This is a genomic window from Mesorhizobium sp. W016 (assembly GCF_054719485.1).
In genome coordinates this window covers 523,205-541,218 of sequence record NZ_JBTTIF010000002.1, presented here as the reverse complement: position 1 = coordinate 541,218, position 18,014 = coordinate 523,205, and the positions used below count along the sequence as shown (strand labels likewise).

15 protein-coding genes are annotated in these 18,014 nt (G+C 63.2%); 9 read left to right on the top strand and 6 right to left on the bottom strand.

Features of this window, described 5'->3' with window-relative positions; genetic code table 11:
- Positions 1-18: 18 nt before the first annotated feature.
- A complete protein-coding gene (ppa, locus tag ACYG9V_RS02995; protein ID WP_023668623.1) occupies positions 19-552 on the top strand; it encodes an inorganic diphosphatase in 534 nt (177 codons plus the stop codon).
- Between the two features lie 219 nt (positions 553-771).
- Here the strand turns inward: ppa and ACYG9V_RS02990 are convergent, their stop codons facing one another.
- Both ACYG9V_RS02990 and ACYG9V_RS02985 read right to left on the bottom strand, forming a co-directional pair.
- Complete coding sequence (locus ACYG9V_RS02990) at positions 772-1,368, bottom strand: hypothetical protein (RefSeq protein ID WP_023700187.1); 597 nt, start codon at positions 1,366-1,368, stop codon at positions 772-774.
- A 255-nt stretch (positions 1,369-1,623) separates the two neighbouring features.
- Positions 1,624-2,241 carry a TetR/AcrR family transcriptional regulator gene (locus ACYG9V_RS02985; RefSeq protein ID WP_023668625.1) on the bottom strand — a complete coding sequence of 206 codons (618 nt, stop codon included), beginning with the start codon at positions 2,239-2,241 and terminating at the stop codon, positions 1,624-1,626.
- A gap of 73 nt (positions 2,242-2,314) precedes the next feature.
- Between ACYG9V_RS02985 and ACYG9V_RS02980 the strand changes: the two genes are divergently transcribed.
- On the top strand, positions 2,315-3,598 hold the full coding sequence (locus ACYG9V_RS02980; protein ID WP_023835196.1) for an MFS transporter: 1,284 nt from the start codon (positions 2,315-2,317) through the stop codon (positions 3,596-3,598).
- A 260-nt stretch (positions 3,599-3,858) separates the two neighbouring features.
- Positions 3,859-5,433 (top strand): alkaline phosphatase D family protein, encoded by a 1,575-nt coding sequence (locus tag ACYG9V_RS02975; protein WP_352765182.1) that lies wholly within the window; start codon positions 3,859-3,861, stop codon positions 5,431-5,433.
- Between the two features lie 47 nt (positions 5,434-5,480).
- On the opposite strand, the gene ACYG9V_RS02970 is transcribed toward ACYG9V_RS02975, so the two are convergent.
- Complete coding sequence (locus ACYG9V_RS02970; RefSeq protein WP_023753187.1) at positions 5,481-5,759, bottom strand: hypothetical protein; 279 nt, start codon at positions 5,757-5,759, stop codon at positions 5,481-5,483.
- Between the two features lie 197 nt (positions 5,760-5,956).
- Here ACYG9V_RS02970 and typA point away from each other — a divergent pair, with 197 nt between their 5' ends.
- The 3 genes from typA to ACYG9V_RS02955 all read left to right on the top strand — a co-directional run bounded on the left by typA (position 5,957) and on the right by ACYG9V_RS02955 (position 9,035).
- The gene (gene typA, locus ACYG9V_RS02965) at positions 5,957-7,786 is read left to right on the top strand and encodes a translational GTPase TypA (RefSeq protein ID WP_023681424.1); all 1,830 of its coding nucleotides are present in this window, start codon (positions 5,957-5,959) and stop codon (positions 7,784-7,786) included.
- Between the two features lie 243 nt (positions 7,787-8,029).
- Complete coding sequence (locus ACYG9V_RS02960) at positions 8,030-8,776, top strand: M48 family metalloprotease (RefSeq protein ID WP_023704967.1); 747 nt, start codon at positions 8,030-8,032, stop codon at positions 8,774-8,776.
- A gap of 52 nt (positions 8,777-8,828) precedes the next feature.
- Positions 8,829-9,035 (top strand): hypothetical protein, encoded by a 207-nt coding sequence (locus ACYG9V_RS02955; RefSeq protein WP_023688850.1) that lies wholly within the window; start codon positions 8,829-8,831, stop codon positions 9,033-9,035.
- 17 nt (positions 9,036-9,052) lie between these two features.
- On the opposite strand, the gene ACYG9V_RS02950 is transcribed toward ACYG9V_RS02955, so the two are convergent.
- Positions 9,053-9,679, bottom strand: coding sequence for a DUF1062 domain-containing protein (locus ACYG9V_RS02950; protein WP_352765183.1), 627 nt, complete (start codon positions 9,677-9,679; stop codon positions 9,053-9,055).
- Between the two features lie 339 nt (positions 9,680-10,018).
- Positions 10,019-11,053 carry an L-idonate 5-dehydrogenase gene (locus ACYG9V_RS02945; RefSeq protein WP_352765186.1) on the bottom strand — a complete coding sequence of 345 codons (1,035 nt, stop codon included), beginning with the start codon at positions 11,051-11,053 and terminating at the stop codon, positions 10,019-10,021.
- A 141-nt stretch (positions 11,054-11,194) separates the two neighbouring features.
- Here ACYG9V_RS02945 and ACYG9V_RS02940 point away from each other — a divergent pair, with 141 nt between their 5' ends.
- On the top strand, positions 11,195-11,809 hold the full coding sequence (locus tag ACYG9V_RS02940; RefSeq protein ID WP_023668632.1) for a LysE family translocator: 615 nt from the start codon (positions 11,195-11,197) through the stop codon (positions 11,807-11,809).
- Positions 11,810-12,068: 259 nt separating this feature from the next.
- A complete protein-coding gene (locus ACYG9V_RS02935) occupies positions 12,069-12,260 on the top strand; it encodes a hypothetical protein (protein ID WP_460221908.1) in 192 nt (63 codons plus the stop codon).
- Between the two features lie 18 nt (positions 12,261-12,278).
- Here the strand turns inward: ACYG9V_RS02935 and ACYG9V_RS02930 are convergent, their stop codons facing one another.
- On the bottom strand, positions 12,279-12,842 hold the full coding sequence (locus ACYG9V_RS02930) for a peroxidase-related enzyme (protein WP_023681420.1): 564 nt from the start codon (positions 12,840-12,842) through the stop codon (positions 12,279-12,281).
- A gap of 131 nt (positions 12,843-12,973) precedes the next feature.
- On the opposite strand from ACYG9V_RS02930, the gene ACYG9V_RS02925 reads away from it, so the two are divergent.
- Positions 12,974-17,764, top strand: coding sequence for an NAD-glutamate dehydrogenase (locus tag ACYG9V_RS02925; protein ID WP_352765189.1), 4,791 nt, complete (start codon positions 12,974-12,976; stop codon positions 17,762-17,764).
- Positions 17,765-18,014: the final 250 nt, after the last annotated feature.

The window sequence follows — 18,014 nt, the reverse complement described above, 5'->3', positions numbered from 1 at the left end:
GAGAGAGGGATTTAAGCCATGCGAATCGAAGCCATTGCCATCGGAAAGAACCCGCCCGAGGACATCAACGTCATCATCGAGGTGCCGATCGGCGGCGAGCCGATCAAGTACGAGATGGACAAGGAGGCCGGCACGCTGTTCGTCGACCGTTTCCTGCACACCTCGATGCGCTACCCCGGCAATTACGGTTTCGTGCCGCACACGCTCTCGGGCGACGGCGACCCGATTGACGTTCTGGTCTGCAACACCCGCGCGCTGGTGCCGGGCTGCGTCATCAATGTGCGGCCGATCGGCGTGCTGGTGATGGAAGACAATGCCGGCCAGGACGAGAAGGTCATTGCCGTGCCGTCGCCGAAGCTGACGCTGCGCTACGAAAACGTCACCGAATACACGCAGCTGCCCGAGATCACCCGCGACCAGGTCCAGCACTTCTTCGAGCACTACAAGGATCTCGAGCCCGGCAAATGGGTCAAGATCGAAGGCTGGCACGATTCCAAATACGCCAAGAAGATGATCGTCGACGCGATCGCACGGGCGAAGGCGGCAAAGTAGCGCCGAGAGAGGCCTGCGTCTCGTTCAAGTAAGCGGCAAACGCCAGCGCGAGGCACCCCCCTCTGGCCTGCCGGCCATCTCCCCCTCAAGGGGGGAGTCGCAACGGCTTTCGTCAATTTTCAGCGCCGAAAGAAAAGCGCCGCCAGCGAAGCTGCCAATCTCCCCCCTTGAGGGGGAGATGCCCGGCAGGGCAGAGGGGGGTGCCTTGCACCCACGTGACTAGTTATCCACCCGACCAAACGCCGGCACGTTGCCGATGACGGTGTGCTTGTCCTTGCCACAGGCGAAACTCTTCGCCTTTTCGTCGGCCAACTTGCGCGCCTGGTCATTGGCCTGCGGGTTGCCGGTGGCCAGCACGAGGCCGATGGTGCAGCCGTCGCGGGCTTCCATCTGGGCGACCTTGGCGACGAGCAGCACTTCGGTCGGCTTGTTCTCGTCCTCGGGATTGCTGATCGAGCGGCGGTGGATGACGGCAAAGGGAACGGCAACGTCGCCCTTGGTCTCGATGCGCCACTCGACCTTGGCGCCGGACGAGTTGAAGCCGGAAAAGCTCTCCCAGACCGAGGTCATGTCGCCGCCGGGCGGAAATCCGTAGAACAGCGATTCACGGGCGTCGTCATAGGCGATCAGCACGGGATAGCCACGATAGCCGGAGCAGGCGAGTTCGGCCCATTCGCCGTCGCCTTCCTGCGCCTGCGCATAGGTGACGCAGTCCTTTTGCGAGTCGAGGTCGGTGTAGACGCTGGATATTCCGTCGGCATGGGCGGTTTGGGATAGGGCGGCGAGGGCGAATGGAACAAGCAGCAGGGTTCGCATGCGGACGTCTCCCGTGAAGTTCGCCCCAGCCTATCGCCAAATCTGCGGCCGGCCTAGCGTGCCAATCTCAACGTTGGCGCCGCCCAAATCGCCCTGCCGGGCAATTCTCCCCCTGAACGGGAGAAAGTGGCCGGCTGCGCCGCTGGCGACAACCTTGCAACGCTGGCAATTGGCGAAATCGTGATGAGAGCGTTCCTCGCCCCATTTCCGGGAAAGGATGCCGGCAGGTGAGGGGCGGCGCCAACGTTCGAAATGTTATTTCTTCAAGCTCGCCTCGATCAGCAGGTCGGCGTTGTGGGCGACCGCTGCCGCCGGGCCTCCGAGGCCGAAGAGCTGGCCACTGATATAGGCGCCTTCGATCAACAGCAGCAGGCCGTCGCCGAGCGTGTCAGGGTCTTTAGCGCCCATCGCTGCGGCCATCGCGCGCAGGCGGTGGCGCAACTCCTGCTTGTTGGCCTCGCTGACGACGCGCGCCGGATGGCCATGTTCGGGATATTCCACCGCCGCGTTGGTCATGCCGCAGCCGCGATAGTCCGGCCTTTGCGTGCGCTTGCCGACGCGAGTCAGGAAAGCCCTGAGCTGTGCCCGCGGGTCGCCGGGATGGGCAGCCACGGCTTCGTCGAAACGCTCCCAATACTCACGGTCATATTGCCTGAGATAGGAAGCGGCGAGCTCGTCCTTGGAGGGAAAGCTGCGGTAGAGGCTGGGCTTGGTGACGCCGGCGCGCTTGACGATCTCGTCGACGCCGATCGCCCGGATGCCGCGGCGGTAGAACAGGTCGTACGCCACGTCGAGGATTTTCTTGGCAGCCTTGGGCGGTGCGGCTGCATGACCGTCCTTGATGGTCAGTTCAATATTTTTGTCCGTTGGCATGGTATGACTCGATTGACGTGTTACCGATCGGTACGTATACATGTCCTCACCCTGCAACGTACCGGTCAGTAACATGATAGCTCAATCCCGTCCCTTTGGCCAGCGCTACGCTTTCGTCGTGGTTGGCGTCATCTTCCTCTGCTTGTTGATCGCGGCCGGGCTTCGTTCCGCACCCTCGGTGATGATGCTGCCGTTGGATAAAAGCTTCGGCTGGGGGCGCGATACGGTTTCGATTGCCGCCGCGATCGGCATCTTCCTTTACGGCCTGACCGGGCCGTTTGCCGCCGCATTGATGGAGCGTATCGGCTTGCGCCGCACGCTGCTTGCCTCGCTTGTGATCATGTCGGGCTCGACCGCGCTCAGCCTGCTGATGACCGAGCCATGGCATCTGTTCCTCACCTGGGGCGTGTTTTCAGGTATCGGCTCCGGCGCGGTCGCCACCGTGCTCGGCGCCACCATCGTCAACCGCTGGTTCAAGACCAATCGCGGCTTGGTGATGGGGCTGATGTCGGCCTCCAGCGCCACCGGCCTCTTGGTGTTCCTGCCGCTGCTGGCATCGCTCGCCCAGTCGGGCGGCTGGCAGCCCGTCGCTACCGCCGTCTCGATCGCCACCGCCTGTCTTCTGCCGCTGGTCTGGCTGTTGGTTCCGGAGCGTCCCGCTTCGATCGGCATGGTGCGCTATGGCGCCGGGGCGGATGACGTGCCGCCGGTATCGCCGGCATCGCAAGGCAATTTCCTGGCGCATACGCTCAACACGCTGCGCCGCGCCGCCGGCACCCGCGTCTTCTGGTATCTGTTCGCCACGTTCTTCATCTGCGGCTTCACCACCAACGGGCTGGTCGGCACGCATCTGATCTCCTTCTGCGGCGACATGGGCATCCCCGAGGTACAGGCCGCAGGCCTGCTGTCACTGATGGGTATTTTCGACCTGATCGGCACGACGCTCTCGGGCTGGCTCACCGACCGTTTCGACCCGCGCAAGCTGCTCGGCGTCTACTACGGCATTCGCGGCCTGGCGCTGATCTATCTGCCCTATTCCGGCTTCTCGGCGACCAGCCTGATCATCTTCGCCGTGCTCTACGGTCTCGACTGGATCGCCACCGTGCCGCCGACGCTCAGGCTCGCCAACGAGGCCTTCGGTGACCGCAGCGGCCCGATCGTGTTCGGCTGGATCGTAGCCGGCCACCAAGTCGGCGCCGCCACCGCCGCCGCCTTCGGCGGCACCATGCGCGAACTGCAGGGCAATTACGAACTGGCTTTCCTGATCGCCGGCATGACGGCGATCGTGGCTGCGTGTCTGTCGCTGCTGATCAATACGAGCAGGCCGGCTTTCGATCCGGAGCCGCAAGCGGCGTAAGGCGCGGTACTAATCTCCCCCCTCAGGGGGGAGATGGCCGCGAAGCGGCCAGAGGGGGTCCGTGCGACCGGACTCAGCCTCTTGCGCAGAGGTCGGCGCTCCAAGCGAGGCGACCCCCTTCTGTCGCCTTCGGCGACATCTCCCCCCTCAAGGGCGGAGATCACCTGTCGATTGTTATCAAAGTTTCATCTTCCCGAGATGTGGCTGAAACATTGAAGCTGGAGCTTGCTGGCACCGTTCGAAGCCATCAGGAGACAGCCATGAACAAGATCTCGTTGACCCGCCGCGCTTTCGTCACCTCTGCCAGCGCCGCCGGTCTGCTCGGCGCATCGGGGCTCGCTTTGCCCTATTATTCGCGCGCCAGCCAGCGCCCGGCCTTCACCCATGGCGTCCAGTCCGGCGATGTCGATGCCTCGTGCGGCATGGTGTGGACGCGCACCGACCGGCCTTCGCGCGTCATGTTCGAAGTGTCGTCGACGGAAAACTTCGCCAATGCGACGCGGCTGGCGCCGCTCGATACCTCGCCGGCCAGCGACTTCACGGTCAAGCGCCTGCTTACCGACCTCGCCTCCGACCAGGATATCTTCTACCGGATGACTGCCGCCGACCTGTCGGATATCAACGCCGTTTCCGAACCGATCGTCGGCCGTTTCCGCACAGCACCCGCCTCGAAGCGCGACATAAAATTCGCCTGGTCGGGCGACACGGCCGGCCAGGGCTGGGGAATCGATGAGACCGGCATGAAAACCTACGCCACCATCGCCAGGCACACGCCGGATTTCTTCCTGCATTCCGGCGACACCATCTATGCCGATGGCGCCATGAAGGACGAGGTAGACCTGCCTGGCGGCGGCAAGTGGAAAAACGTCGTCCTGATCGACGGCAAGCGCAAGGTGGCCGAGACGCTGGATGAGTACCGCGACCAGTGGAAATACAACATGATGGACAAAAACGTTCTGACCTTGAGCGCCATCTGCCCGACCTTCTACCAGTGGGACGATCACGAGGTGCTGAACAACTGGTCGGATTCGAAGAATCTCGGCGCCGACAGCCGCTACACCGAAAAATCCATCCATGTGCTGGCGGCGCGTGCGGCGCGCGCCTTCCATGAGATGACGACGATCCGCTACGAGCCGTCCGAGCCCGGCCGCGTCTACCGCAAGATCGCGCATGGGCCGCTGCTCGACGTGTTCTTCCTCGACATGCGCTCCTATCGCGGCCCGAACGGCCCCGACATGCAGGAGGACATGACGCCGCAGTCACGCATGCTGGGCGAACAGCAGACGAAATGGCTGAAGCGCGAGCTGACGAATTCCAGGGCGACCTGGAAGATCATTGCCGCCGACATGCCGCTCGGCCTCGTCGTCTGGGACGACGGCGCCAAGAAGGTCGGCGCGGAAGCCATCAGCAATGGCGACAATGGCCTGCCCAAAGGCCGCGAGCTCGAGATCGCCGACCTGTTGCGCTACATCAAGACTGCCGGCATCACCAACACGGTCTGGTTGACCGCCGATGTCCACTACACGGCGGCGCACTATTACAACCCCGACAAGGCGCGGTTCCAGGATTTCAATCCTTTCTGGGAATTCGTCTCGGGCCCGATCCACGCCGGTACCTTCGGTCCCAATGATTTCGACATGACCTTCGGCCCGGAGCTGAAATTCATCAAGGCGCCGACCACCGAACAGGGCCAGAACCTGCCACCCTCGGCCGGCCTGCAGTTCTTTGGCCTGGTGGACATTTCAGGGGCGACAGAGCAGCTGACCGTGCGGCTGATGGATCGCGACGACATCGAGCTTTACAAGGTGACGCTCGATCCGGTGCGGTCGGCGTAAGCCTTTGGGTCGGCGCGAAGGATCGGTACGCTTGGAATGGGCAACCATCAGTCCGGGTAGCAAACCGTCGGAATCTTCGGCCACACCGCGCTGTCGCAGCCGGCAACCTGCTGCCTCTGCTTGAAAGAGGCGCTGACCGGGCCGGTGACCACGGGGTCGACGCCATCAGGGGCGTCGGCAAACATCTGCTCGGCCGTCCGGTCGGACGACGAAGCCGGATTGGCTTCCTTCACCGTGGCGGCCGATTGAGCGGCATTGGCCGCCAGCACGGCAGCGAATGCGACCGAAGCGATGAGGGGCCAAAATCGGTTGAGTTTGTCGGTCATGAATTTCGAACTACCCGGGCCCAGAAAGGTTCCCGCCTTGGTTAACAAAACCATCTCACACCGAGATGCTTAAGATTTGATGAGTATTTGGTGGTGCGCCTCCTCTTTCGCAATTGCGAAAAACCCTGTATGAGCCGCGCAACCGAAAGAGGCGGCGCCTTTTGGCCTGCTGCCTGCAACGCTCCCGAGACCACAAAATGAAAATTCGTAATATCGCGATCATCGCGCACGTCGACCATGGAAAAACCACCCTCGTCGACCAATTGCTGCGGCAATCCGGTTCCTTCCGCGACAATCAGCGCGTCGCCGAGCGCGCCATGGATTCCAACGACCTCGAAAAGGAACGCGGCATCACCATCCTGGCCAAGGCGACCTCGGTCGACTGGAAGGACACCCGCATTAACATCGTCGACACACCCGGCCACGCCGATTTCGGCGGTGAGGTCGAGCGCATCCTGTCGATGGTGGATTCGGCGATCGTGCTGGTCGACGCCGCCGAAGGCCCCATGCCGCAGACCAAGTTCGTCGTCGGCAAGGCGCTCAAGGTCGGCCTGAAGCCGATCGTCGTCATCAACAAGATCGACCGTCCGGACGCCCGCCACGTCGAGGTGGTCAACGAGGTGTTCGACCTGTTTGCAGCGCTTGACGCCACCGACGAGCAGCTCGACTTCCCGATCCTCTACGGTTCTGGCCGCGATGGCTGGGTCTCGGAAAATCCGGAAGGCCCGAAGGACCAGGGCCTGGCGCCGCTGTTCGACCTCGTCATCAAGCATGTGCCGGAGCCGACCGTTCATCCCGGCCCGTTCCGCATGATCGGCACCATCCTGGAAGCCAATCCGTTCCTCGGCCGCATCATTACCGGCCGTATCGAGAGCGGCACGCTGAAGTCCAACCAGGCGGTCAAGGTGCTCCACCATGACGGCACGCAGATCGAAACCGGGCGCATCTCCAAGATCCTCGCGTTCCGTGGCCTCGAGCGCCAGCCGATCGAAGAAGCGCAGGCGGGTGACATCGTGGCAATTGCCGGCCTGTCGAAGGGCACTGTCGCCGACACGTTCTGCGACCTGGCGGTGACCGAGGCGTTGCATGCGCAACCGATCGATCCGCCGACCGTGACCATGTCTTTCCTGGTCAATGATTCGCCGCTCGCCGGCACCGAAGGCGACAAGGTGACCAGCCGCGTCATCCGCGACCGCCTGCTGCGAGAAGCCGAAGGCAATGTCGCGCTCAAGATCGAGGAATCGCCCGACAAGGATTCGTTCTTCGTTTCCGGCCGCGGCGAATTGCAGCTGGCCGTGCTGATCGAGACGATGCGCCGCGAAGGCTTTGAAATCGCCGTGTCGCGTCCGCGCGTCGTCATGCAGAAGGGCGAGAACGGTGAATTGCTGGAGCCGGTCGAGGAAGTCGTCATCGACGTCGACGAGGAGCACGCCGGCATCGTCGTGCAGAAGATGTCGGAGCGCAAGGCCGAGATGGTCGAGCTGCGGCCTTCGGGCGGCAACCGTCAGCGCATCGTCTTCCACGCGCCGACGCGCGGACTGATCGGCTACCAGTCGGAACTGTTGACCGACACGCGCGGCACCGCCGTGATGAACCGGCTGTTCCACGCCTACCAGCCCTACAAGGGCGAACTGCCGGGCCGCACCAACGGCGTGCTGATCTCCAACGAACAGGGCGAGGCAGTGGCCTATGCCATGTGGAACCTCGAAGACCGCGGCCCGATGGTCATCGACCCGGGCGTCAAGGTCTATCAGGGCATGATCATCGGCATCCATAGCCGTGACAACGACCTCGAAGTGAACGTGCTGAAGGGCAAGAAGCTGACCAACATCCGCGCCGCCGGCAAGGACGAGGCGGTGAAGCTGACGCCGCCGATCCGCATGACGCTGGAGCGCGCGCTGGCCTGGATCCAGGACGACGAGCTGGTCGAGGTGACGCCGAAGACCATCCGCCTGCGCAAGCTCTATCTCGACCCGAACGAGCGCAAGCGCTTCGAGAAGTCGGCCAAAGTGGTCGGCGCGGCGTAACGGTTTTTGTTTTGGCGAGATGGGGACGACCCAACCCATCGTCTCGCCGAATGGGACAGGCTTCCCACTGGGAGCAGCCTGGCGCCCAGCCAGCCCAGCGGTGTCTCTTCAAAGGACCACAGCGGAAGCTCATAGTGTCATGATATTCTCGTTCCTCTCACTCCTCCGCACGGTATGCTAGCTGTGGGTGGAGGCGAGGAAACGGGTGTGCGAAATGCCGTTCGGGATTTCGTGCGGAGTCTTATGCAAGACGACACGCGGCGAAGGCTCGCAGCCCACAAAAAGCTTGTTGGATTTGGCAACGCGGCACTGCCGGCGATCGAGTATGAGCTGGCAAAGATCGATCTGGGTAAGGTTTCCCATCGCGAAGTTTCAACGGTTGTGGCGGGCCTCGCTACTGCCCTGCACGATATTAACGAAGATGCATCTCGACGATATATTTCGGATTCGCTTGCAGGACCGATAACTCCCCTTATGCGCGCTGCGCTCCGCAGCATCGTTCGCTTTGCGATGGACGACTGGCTGCGGTCTTCAGTTGGCGACATCACTGTTCTGGAGCATGGCAAGCTCGACAGTGGTTTGGAGGCGGCGCGGCACATTGGCCACTGGCTTGCAAATGTACCTGCAGCCGATCTGATTGGCATTTCGCGAATCTATATAATCCCGGAAATCCCCGAACCCGAGTTCGCCGGCACTTACCTCCAGACAGTATCGGTCATCGAGATTGTCTGGCGACGCCCATCCAAACATTGGATTGGCAACGCATTTCGCAGATTCATGATCGAGAAAACGCTCTATCACGAAATAGGCCACCATGCGCTGCAGCATGTCGAAATGGGACAAGACCCCGATCAGGAAAAGCAGGCAGACCGCTACGCATGGAAAATGATGCGCAGGGCACATCCCAATCTATGGATGCTTACTTTTCCTCTGCGGTTCCTTGGCGCGTCTGAACGACGGAAAAATGCCAAGGAGTTGGAAGCCGTATAGGATGCGTTTCGAAAGGTCGGCCAAGGTGGTCGGTGCAGCTTAAGGGCGCGCAATGAGCGACAAACTGGTCACGGCTGCGGTATTCGACAATCGGCCCGAGGCCGCGGTCTGCATATCGATGCTTCAAGCCTACGGGATTTATGCATTTTCGGCGCATCTCGATACGAGCGGGCAAAGCCTGACCCATGTGCAGGTCGCCGACAGCGATCTCGAAGCGGCCAAGGGTTTGATCGCTTCGACCTCTGAAGAGAGCGATTAACCCCTGGCCGCAGCGGCTCATCCTCCGGCCGCCGAGATGATGACTTCGCGATCCGCTTCGCCGGCTAGGTCGATGCGGATGGTCGTCCCCTCGCGAGCCGGCTTGCGCAAAGCCTTGGCTCCCTCCGGAAAGACGGTCAACACCAGCTTCTCCTCCAGTGCCTGAAGCCGCGACCGCGAGATGCCGAGTTCGCCGGCGAGCAGACGGTCGAGCCGCAGCGATGTCGGCATTTCCAGCCCAAGCCTGATTTCAAGCGCGGCTGCGGGTCGGCCTTCGCCGCCGAGCCGGTGTTTGTGAACGGCGACATCGGGAAACTCCTCGACGCGGCCGACCCGGTTTCGCAAAGCCACGACATCGAAGGCATGGCGGCGGGCGAGGGCCGGATCGTTGCTTTCGAGCGCTGCCAGCAGCGCGGGTTCGATGTCGCGGCGGTTGCAGCGTTCGAAAATGCCGAAATTCCACGAATTGTCGCAGTCGATGCAGCGATAGATCAGCCAGACATCAATGCGTTTGCCATTGGCGTTGACGCGGAATTTGTCGCTGCAGCGATAGGCTTTCACGGCGCCGCAGCGGTTGCAGTGGATCAGGGGTCGAGGTGCGATTTCGGGCGCGATTGCCCAGCGGATAGCGAGATGTTGGGACAAGCCGGAAGACCTTCCAGTGTGGAAGTTCTTCAGGTCGGCAATGGCGAGATGCCCATGCGGGCACGGCGTGGCGAGAGCTAGCTATGTCGGAAATCAGCTGTCACGGGCGGCAAAGCGCGCGACAACGGTTCAGCAGTGCCAAACCGGTCTCGAACCGCCGCCTGAGGAACACGTGAAATGGAGCAGGCACCGCTTAATGCGGCGCCCTGCCAAGTGTGATCAGGGAGTTGGCGAGACCGGCGGTTACTGAGGCAAAATGAAGCTCGAAATGAATGTCGGGACGGTTCTTCTAGCGGCAAGATGCCGAGCGGGCAAGGTTCATAGGGTGTCTCGCCCTGCTCAGGCGAAGGCGATCTGTACCTTCATCGATTTGTTGCGGTCGCCGGCGATCTCGAAAGCCGCAACCGCCTCGTCCATCGGATAGATGCCGGTCAGCAGCGGCTTGACGTCGACGCGACGGTTGTTGATCAGATCGACGGCCAGCGCGAACTCGTCGTGGAAACGGAAGGAGCCGCGCATTTCGATCTCCTTGGCGACGATGAGATTCTGAGGCAGCGACATGTCGCCGCCTAGGCCGAGCTGCACGAGCACCCCGCGCGGCTTCAGCACATCGAGCCCGGCTCGCACCGCGCGCTCATTGCCGGAGCATTCGAACATGACGTCGAAACTGCCCTTCTCGACATTGTAGCCAGCGAGCTTGTCGGCATCTGTGGCGACATTGATGGTGCGGTCGGCGCCGATCTCGTTGGCCTTGGCCAGAACCGCGTCCATGACATCGGTGACGACGATCTCGCGCGCGCCGTGGACGCGCGCGGCCAGGATGCACAGCGCGCCGATCGGCCCGCTGCCGGTGACCAGAACCCGCTTGCCGAGCAGCGAACCGGCGCGGTTCACGGCATGCAGCGTTACCGCGAACGGCTCGGCAAAGGCGGCTTCGTTGATGGAGACATGGTCGGCGATTTTGTGGCACTGCCAGGCCTCCGCGACGAGGCGCTGGCGGAAGGCGCCCTGTATATGCGGCATCGGCATGGCGCTGCCGTAGAAGCGCATGTTGAGGCACTGGTTCTGCACGCCCTGCAGGCAGTACCGGCACGCATTGCAGGGCCGGCTGGGCGAAATCGCAACGCGGTCGCCGACGGCAAGGCTGGAAACGCCGGCGCCAAGTGCCTTCACCGTGCCAGCGACCTCATGTCCGAGGATCATCGGCTCGCGCAGGCGCACCACGCCGAAGCCGCCATGATTGTAGTAGTGCAGGTCCGAGCCGCAGATGCCGCCGGCCTCGACCGATATTTCGACCTGTCCGGCGCCAGGCGCGCCCGAATCGGTCTCTTCGATGCGCAGGTCTTTTGCGGCGTGGATGACGATTGATTTCACGGCCGCGATCCTTTCTCAAACCGCTGGCACGGGCAAGTCCGATCTCCGAAATGTGTCGCGTTCGTTGGCCCATCAGGCCGAGGGGTGCCAAATTGACGCCGATCGGATATTCTTCGCCATCCAACGCTCGAAGGCTCCGCCATGCACCTCACCTCGCTGCTGATCTTCGCCGCCGCTCTCTTCGTTGCCGCCGGCTCGCCCGGCCCATCGATCGCGGCACTGGTTGCCCGCGTCATCTCGAAGGGCTTTCGTGACGTGTTTCCGTTCCTGCTCGCCATGTGGATCGGCGAGGCCATCTGGCTGTCGCTGGCGGTGTTCGGGCTGGCGGTCGTGGCGCAGACCTTCCATTTAGCCTTCGTCGTCGTGAAATGGATCGGCGTCGCTTACCTCGCCTACCTCGCCTTCAAGATGTGGACCGCACCTGTCGACGCAAAAGAAGGCGAGATGCCGCGCGAGGATTCGGCGACAAAGCTGTTCTTTGCCGGCATGGCGGTGACGCTCGGCAATCCCAAGATCATGATGTTCTATCTGGCGCTGCTGCCGACGATCATCGACCTCGCTTCGGTGAGTGTCATCGGCTGGGTCGAACTGACGGCGACGATGGCGGTGGTTCTGATCGCCATCGATCTCGCCTGGGTCGTCGCGGCCTCACAGGCGCGCAAACTGTTGAAGAGCAAGCGTGCGATGAAGATCGCCAACCGCATCAGCGCCACGACGATGGCCGGCGCCGCCGCGGCCATCGCGGCGCGATCCTGACCGCCTTTCTATGGGAACCTCAAAGCTAGACTTTGTCCAATAGACCCATGCTATCAGACGTGCCAACTTTCCAGCCGGCGAAGCATCCCAAAACGCCACAGGCCGCGCATCGTACGCCAACATAAAGCCAGCGAACGCCGTCACGTTCCGGGTAGATGGAAAACCCGACGCCGATGTTTGCAGCTTCGGAGCCGCACTCGGTGCACGCCCATCGTTCCGGCTGGGCTTCGTCCCAAAATTCCGCACTGTCGCAGATAAGATGCTCGGATCCGCAGACCGTGCACGTTCGTCGCGCCACACCCTCGTCATCGTCGGCATCGAGGAGAAACGAGATGGAACCGCACTTGCAGCGGGCGAGCCTGAAGTCATGAACCTCGGCGTTGTCGGCGCCATAGGCTTCCAAGTATTCTCCGATGTCAGTGGGCTCGCTGCCAACCCACCACTTGCCTGACGTATCTATCGTCATTGGTCACCTCGCCATGGCGTGGTATTCGTCGTTCGGGCGCATGTCGATGGCCGCCGCCACGCGGTTCGACATGTTGAAGAAGGCGGCGGTCGAGGCGATGTCCCAGATGTCTCGGTTGGTGAAGCCGGCGTTGCGCAGTGCTTCCCTGTCCGCCTCGACGATCTTTGCCGGCTCTTCCGTCAGCTTGACGGCGAATTCGAGCATCGCCGTCTGTTTCGGTGAAAGATTGGCAGCGCGGAAGTTCATCACCATCATCTCGCCGAGAGCCGGATCGCCGGAGAGCTGGCGCACCGCCGCGCCATGCGCGGTCAGGCAATAATAGCAGTGATTGATCGAGGAAACGACGACCGCGATCATCTCCCGTTCCAGCTTCGACAGGCCGGATTCACCCAGCATCAGATCATTGTAGGTGTCGGTAAAGGCGCGCAGCTTCTTCTCGTCGAAGGCATAGGCAAGAAGCACGTTGGGAACCAGGCCGAGCTTTTCCTCGCATTTGGCGAAATAGGCTTTTGTCGCCTCGCTCAGTTCCGCGATACCGAGGTCAAGTGCGCTGATTTTGCCGGACATGGGGTCTCCCTCTTCGTTCACCGCCGCCTGACCGTCGAATTCCTGTAATTCTTATCGAGCCGTCAAACCTTTGTCGCCAAACAGCGGTCATCTGCTACCATAGTCGTAAAAGCATGTGACGGGAGGACAACATGGCGAGCGTGAAATCCGCAGCTAAGCCGAAGAAAACAGCCAATGCCGGGGTGAAACCCGACGGGAAGCCGGCCAGGCTCGCCGACTATCTGCTGGCCCGCGCGCCGGCCGAAGACATTGCCGCCTATGACGCCGCCGACCTGGAGCGCGCCGCCGACCTGGCAGGACGTGCGGTCGCCGCCCACAAGAAGGGCCAAAGTGTCGTCGCCGTCGATGCCGGGTCGGGCGTCTCCCACGAGGGCCGCCCGATGACGATCATCACCGTCGTCAACGACAACATGCCGTTCCTGTTCGATTCGATCCTCGGCGAGATCACAGAAACTGCCGGCGAACCGACTTTGGTCACCCATCCGGTCATCGTCGTGCGTCACGGCAAGGCCGGCGTCGACGAGATCCTCGGCGACGGCAGCGCCCTCAAGGACGATGGCAATCACGACCGCCTGAGCGTCGTCCATGTCCATATTCCGCGCCTGACGGCGGAGCAGGCCGACGCGCTGGCCGACCGCCTGCGCAAGATGCTCAACCAGGTGCGCGCCGCCGTCAGCGACTGGAAGCCGATGCTCGCCCGTCTCGACCAGGCGATTTCCGAATTCCGCTATTCCGCCGTGCCGCTCGACAAGAAGAGCGTTGCCGAGGCCATCGCCTTCCTTGAATGGCTGCGCGACGACAATTTCACTTTCCTTGGCATGCGCGAGTTCAAATATTCCGGCGGCGCGGAGAGCGGCAATCTGGAGCGCGCCGACAAACCCGGTCTCGGCATCCTCGCCGACCCGGATGTGCTGGTGCTCCGGCGCGGCACCGAGGCGGTGACGACGACGCCCGAAATCCGCGCCTTCCTGCATGGGCCGGAGCCGCTGATCGTCACCAAGGCCAACGCCAAGTCGCTGGTGCACCGCCGCATTTATCTCGATTATATCGGCGTCAAAACCTACACCGCCAAGGGCACGCTTGCCGGCGAGTTGCGCATGGTCGGCCTGTTCACCTCGACTGCCTACACGCGCTCGGTGATGAAAATCCCGTATCTGAGGTCAAAGGCCGAGACCATCATCGCCAAGTCCGGCTTCGACCGGCACGACCATTCCGGCAAGGCGCTGATCAACGTTCTGGAGAGCTATCCGCGCGACGAACTGTTCCAGGTGCCGGTGCCGATCCTGAAGAAGCACGCCTCGGCCATTCTCGGCCTGGTCGAGCGGCCGCGGGTGCGGGCGCTGGTGCGCGCCGACCAGTTCGACCGCTTCGTCTCGATCCTCGTCTTCGTGCCGCGCGACCGCTATGACAGCGTCGTGCGCGAGAAGATCGGCACCTATCTCAAGACCGTCTTCGAGGGCCGTTTGTCGGCTTACTATCCGGCTTTCCCCGAGGGCGGGCTGGCGCGTGTGCATTTCATCATCGGCCGCTCCGGCGGCAAGACGCCGAAGGTCGAGCAGGCTGTGATCGAAGCGGCGATCCGCGACATCGTGCGAACCTGGGACGACGCGCTGGCCGAAGCCGCGGAAGCCGTCGGCGGCGATCCATCGCTGAAGGCGATCGCCGCGCGTCTGCCTGAGAGCTATCGCGATTCCTTCAGCGCGGCCGTCGCGCTGAAGGATGCGGGGCGCATCGCCGGCATCAGCACCGCCAACCCGATCGCCATCGACTATTACCGCCATGCCGAGCAGAAACCGCATCAGGCAGCGCTGAAGATCTACCACCACGGCAGCCCGGTAGCGCTGTCGCGTCGCGTGCCGGTGCTGGAAAACATCGGCTTCCGCGTCATCAGCGAGCGCACCTTCGAAGTTGGCGAGGACGGCGGCGACACCGTCTTCGTCCACGACATGGAACTGGAGAACAGCTACGGCAAGCCGATCGACCTCAGCGATGGCGGCGCGCTGTTCGAGGACGCGTTCCTGTCGGTCTGGCGCGGCGACATCGACAATGACAGCTATAACGGGCTTGCCCAGACCGCCGGCCTGTGGTCGGGCGAAGTCAGCATTCTGCGCGCCTATGGCCGCTACCTGCAGCAAGCCGGTATCCCGCAGAGCCAGGATTTCATCGCGGCCGCGCTCAATCGCTATCCCGACATTGCGCGCGGCCTGCATGCACTGTTCGTCGCTCGTCTCGGCCCGACCGCCGAGACGGAAGGCGTGATCGCCGCCAAGCACCTCAAGGCCAAGATCAAGGACGCGCTGGAGGAAGTCCCTAACATTGATGACGACACGATCATCCGCCGCTATCTCAACCTGATCGAAGCCTCGTTGCGCACCAACCATTTCGTTGCGGGAACGAAGGCGCGGGGCCAGTCGCTGGCGATCAAGCTCGATTCGCAAGCGGTCGAAGGATTGCCAGCGCCGCGGCCGTGGCGCGAGATCTTCGTCTATGGTTCCGAGGTCGAAGGCGTGCATCTGCGCTTCGGCCCGGTTGCGCGCGGCGGCCTGCGCTGGTCGGACCGCGCCCAGGATTACCGCACCGAGGTGCTCGGCCTGGTCAAGGCGCAGCAGGTCAAGAACGCCGTCATCGTGCCGGTCGGCGCCAAGGGCGGCTTCTATCCGAAGAAGCTGCCGATGAGCGCCGGCCGCGACGCCATCTTCGAGGCCGGCACCTCGGCCTACAAGAATTTCGTTTCCAGCCTGCTGTCGATCACCGACAATATCGGCCTCGATGGCGTCATACCCCCAGCCGGCGTCGTCAGGCGCGATCCTGACGATCCCTACTTTGTCGTCGCCGCCGACAAGGGCACGGCAACCTTCTCCGACACCGCCAATGCCATTTCGGAGAAACACGGTTTCTGGCTCGACGATGCCTTCGCCAGCGGCGGCTCGGCCGGTTACGACCACAAGAAGATGGGCATCACCGCCAAAGGCGCCTGGGAAGCGGTCAAGCGGCATTTCCGCGAGATCAACCGCGACATCCAGGCCACCCCCTTCACCGTCGTCGGCGTCGGCGACATGTCGGGCGACGTGTTCGGCAACGGCATGCTGCTGTCGCCGCAGACCAGGCTGATCGCCGCCTTCGACCATCGCGACATCTTCATCGATCCCGATCCAGACAGAGTGGCGTCGATGGCCGAGCGCGAGCGCATGTTCGCGCTGCCGCGTTCGTCTTGGCAGGACTATGACGAGACCAAACTGTCGGAAGGCGGCGTCATCGTCTCGCGCAGCCAGAAGTCGATCACGCTGCCTGCGGCAGCGGCGGCGGCGATTGGCCTCGCCAAGACCACCGCGACACCGGCCGAGATCATGACCGCCATCCTCAAGGCGAACGTCGACCTTCTGTGGTTCGGCGGCATCGGCACGTATTTACGGGCCTCGGGCGAAACCAATGCCGAAGTCGGCGACCGCGCCAATGACGCCATCCGCATCACCGCGCTCGATGTCCGGGCCAAAGTGATCGGCGAGGGCGCCAATCTCGGCGTCACGCAGCGTGCCCGCATCGAATTCGGCATGAATGGCGGTCGCTGCAACTCCGATGCCATCGACAATTCCGGCGGCGTCAACTGCTCCGACGTCGAGGTCAACATCAAGATCGCGCTGGCGTCCGCCATGCGCAAGGGATCGCTGACCCGGCCGGCGCGCAACAAGCTGCTGGCCGAGATGACCGACGAGGTCGCCGGCCTCGTGCTGTCCAACAATTACGAACAGACGCTGGCGCTTTCCATCGCCCGCAAGCGCGGCCTTGCCGACATCGCGCACCAGAGCCGGTTCATGGCGGCGCTGGAGGCTCGGGGCCTGCTCGACCGCGCTGTCGAGACGCTGCCGTCGCCGGCCGCCCTTGCCGAGCGCGAGGCGCGTGGCGAGCCGCTGACCCGGGCGGAGCTTGGCGTGCTGCTCGCCTATGCCAAGATCGTGCTGTTTTCCGACATCGTCGCCAGCGACGTGCCTGACGACGCGCATTTCGACCGCGATCTGATGGGCTATTTCCCTGACCGGATGGCGAAGAAATATGCGGCCGAGATCCATGGCCACCGGCTGCGCCGCGAAATCATCGCCCGCGTCGTCGCCAACGATCTCGTCAATCGCGGCGGACCGTCATTCGTCAACCGGCTGCAGGAAGCCACGGGGCGCAGCGCGGCCGACGTGGTGCGCACCTTCGCCGTGGTGCGCGACGGCTTCGCGTTGCCGGCGCTCTATCGGGAGATCGATGCGCTGGACAGCCACATCGACGGCCAGGCGCAGCTCGATCTCTACCAGTCCGTCAGCCGGCTTATCTTCGTGACCAGCGGCTGGTACCTGAAGAACGATGCCGGCACCGCAGCGCTCGGCCAGCGCATTGCCGAACTGCAAGAGGCGCGCATGGCGCTGGAGCCGAAGCTGCTCTCGCTGCTACCGGCCTTCTCGCGCGAGCGGGTCGAGGAGAGGCGGTATGGCCTGTTCAAGGCCGGCGCCCCGGAAAAGCTCGCCGGGCAGCTGGCAATGGCCGATGTGGCGGGACTGATCCCCGACATCGCACTGACGGCGCGCACGGCCAATGCCGACGTCGTCGCCTCGGCCAAGGCGTTCTTCGCCGTCAGCGATGCCTTCCGCATTCCGCGCGTCGAAGAGGCGGCGCGTTCAATCACGCCGTCGGACTATTACGACCAGCTGGCGCTGTCGCGCGCCACCGACACGATCGGCGCGGCGCGGCGCGGCATTGCGGTGGCGGCTCTCGCCGGCCATGCCGGGACGGCGGATCCTGTGGCGGCCTGGCTGGAAGCCGGAGGCGAGCGCGTGGCGCGCATCCGCGAGCGGCTGCAGGCGCTGACCGAAGGCGGGGATATCACCGTGTCCAGGCTGTCGGTGGCTTCGGGGCTGATGAGCGATCTGACGGGGATGTGAGGCTCGGGACTTTACCCTCCCCCTTGTGGGGAGGGTCGCTGCGAAGCAGCGGGGTGGGGGTGCGGCACCGACCCCCACCCGGACCTTCGGTCCGACCTCCCCACAAGGGGAGGTTGGGGCGCGGCGCCTTTCTTCGCGTCTCTATGCAGGTAGACAGCGGCGACATCCAGGTGAGGGGCAGCGCGAATCTTTGGCGGTTTGCATGAGCATTCGAAACATGCAGACATGGCGTCCGACAAGCGCGGTGTCC

What these genes read in the sequence shown, in the direction of transcription:
- ACYG9V_RS02930 (WP_023681420.1), bottom strand. Translation starts at nt 12,842, where the DNA reads ATGTCCGGCAAAATCAGCGCACTTGACCTCGGTATCGCGGAACTGAGC.
- ACYG9V_RS02975 (WP_352765182.1), top strand. Translation starts at nt 3,859, where the DNA reads ATGAACAAGATCTCGTTGACCCGCCGCGCTTTCGTCACCTCTGCCAGC.
- ACYG9V_RS02940 (WP_023668632.1), top strand. Translation starts at nt 11,195, where the DNA reads ATGCACCTCACCTCGCTGCTGATCTTCGCCGCCGCTCTCTTCGTTGCC.
- typA (WP_023681424.1), top strand. Translation starts at nt 5,957, where the DNA reads ATGAAAATTCGTAATATCGCGATCATCGCGCACGTCGACCATGGAAAA.
- ACYG9V_RS02985 (WP_023668625.1), bottom strand. Translation starts at nt 2,241, where the DNA reads ATGCCAACGGACAAAAATATTGAACTGACCATCAAGGACGGTCATGCA.
- ACYG9V_RS02925 (WP_352765189.1), top strand. Translation starts at nt 12,974, where the DNA reads ATGGCGAGCGTGAAATCCGCAGCTAAGCCGAAGAAAACAGCCAATGCC.
- ppa (WP_023668623.1), top strand. Translation starts at nt 19, where the DNA reads ATGCGAATCGAAGCCATTGCCATCGGAAAGAACCCGCCCGAGGACATC.
- ACYG9V_RS02970 (WP_023753187.1), bottom strand. Translation starts at nt 5,759, where the DNA reads ATGACCGACAAACTCAACCGATTTTGGCCCCTCATCGCTTCGGTCGCA.
- ACYG9V_RS02960 (WP_023704967.1), top strand. Translation starts at nt 8,030, where the DNA reads ATGCAAGACGACACGCGGCGAAGGCTCGCAGCCCACAAAAAGCTTGTT.
- ACYG9V_RS02955 (WP_023688850.1), top strand. Translation starts at nt 8,829, where the DNA reads ATGAGCGACAAACTGGTCACGGCTGCGGTATTCGACAATCGGCCCGAG.
- ACYG9V_RS02935 (WP_460221908.1), top strand. Translation starts at nt 12,069, where the DNA reads ATGCTCGGATCCGCAGACCGTGCACGTTCGTCGCGCCACACCCTCGTC.
- ACYG9V_RS02980 (WP_023835196.1), top strand. Translation starts at nt 2,315, where the DNA reads ATGATAGCTCAATCCCGTCCCTTTGGCCAGCGCTACGCTTTCGTCGTG.
- ACYG9V_RS02990 (WP_023700187.1), bottom strand. Translation starts at nt 1,368, where the DNA reads ATGCGAACCCTGCTGCTTGTTCCATTCGCCCTCGCCGCCCTATCCCAA.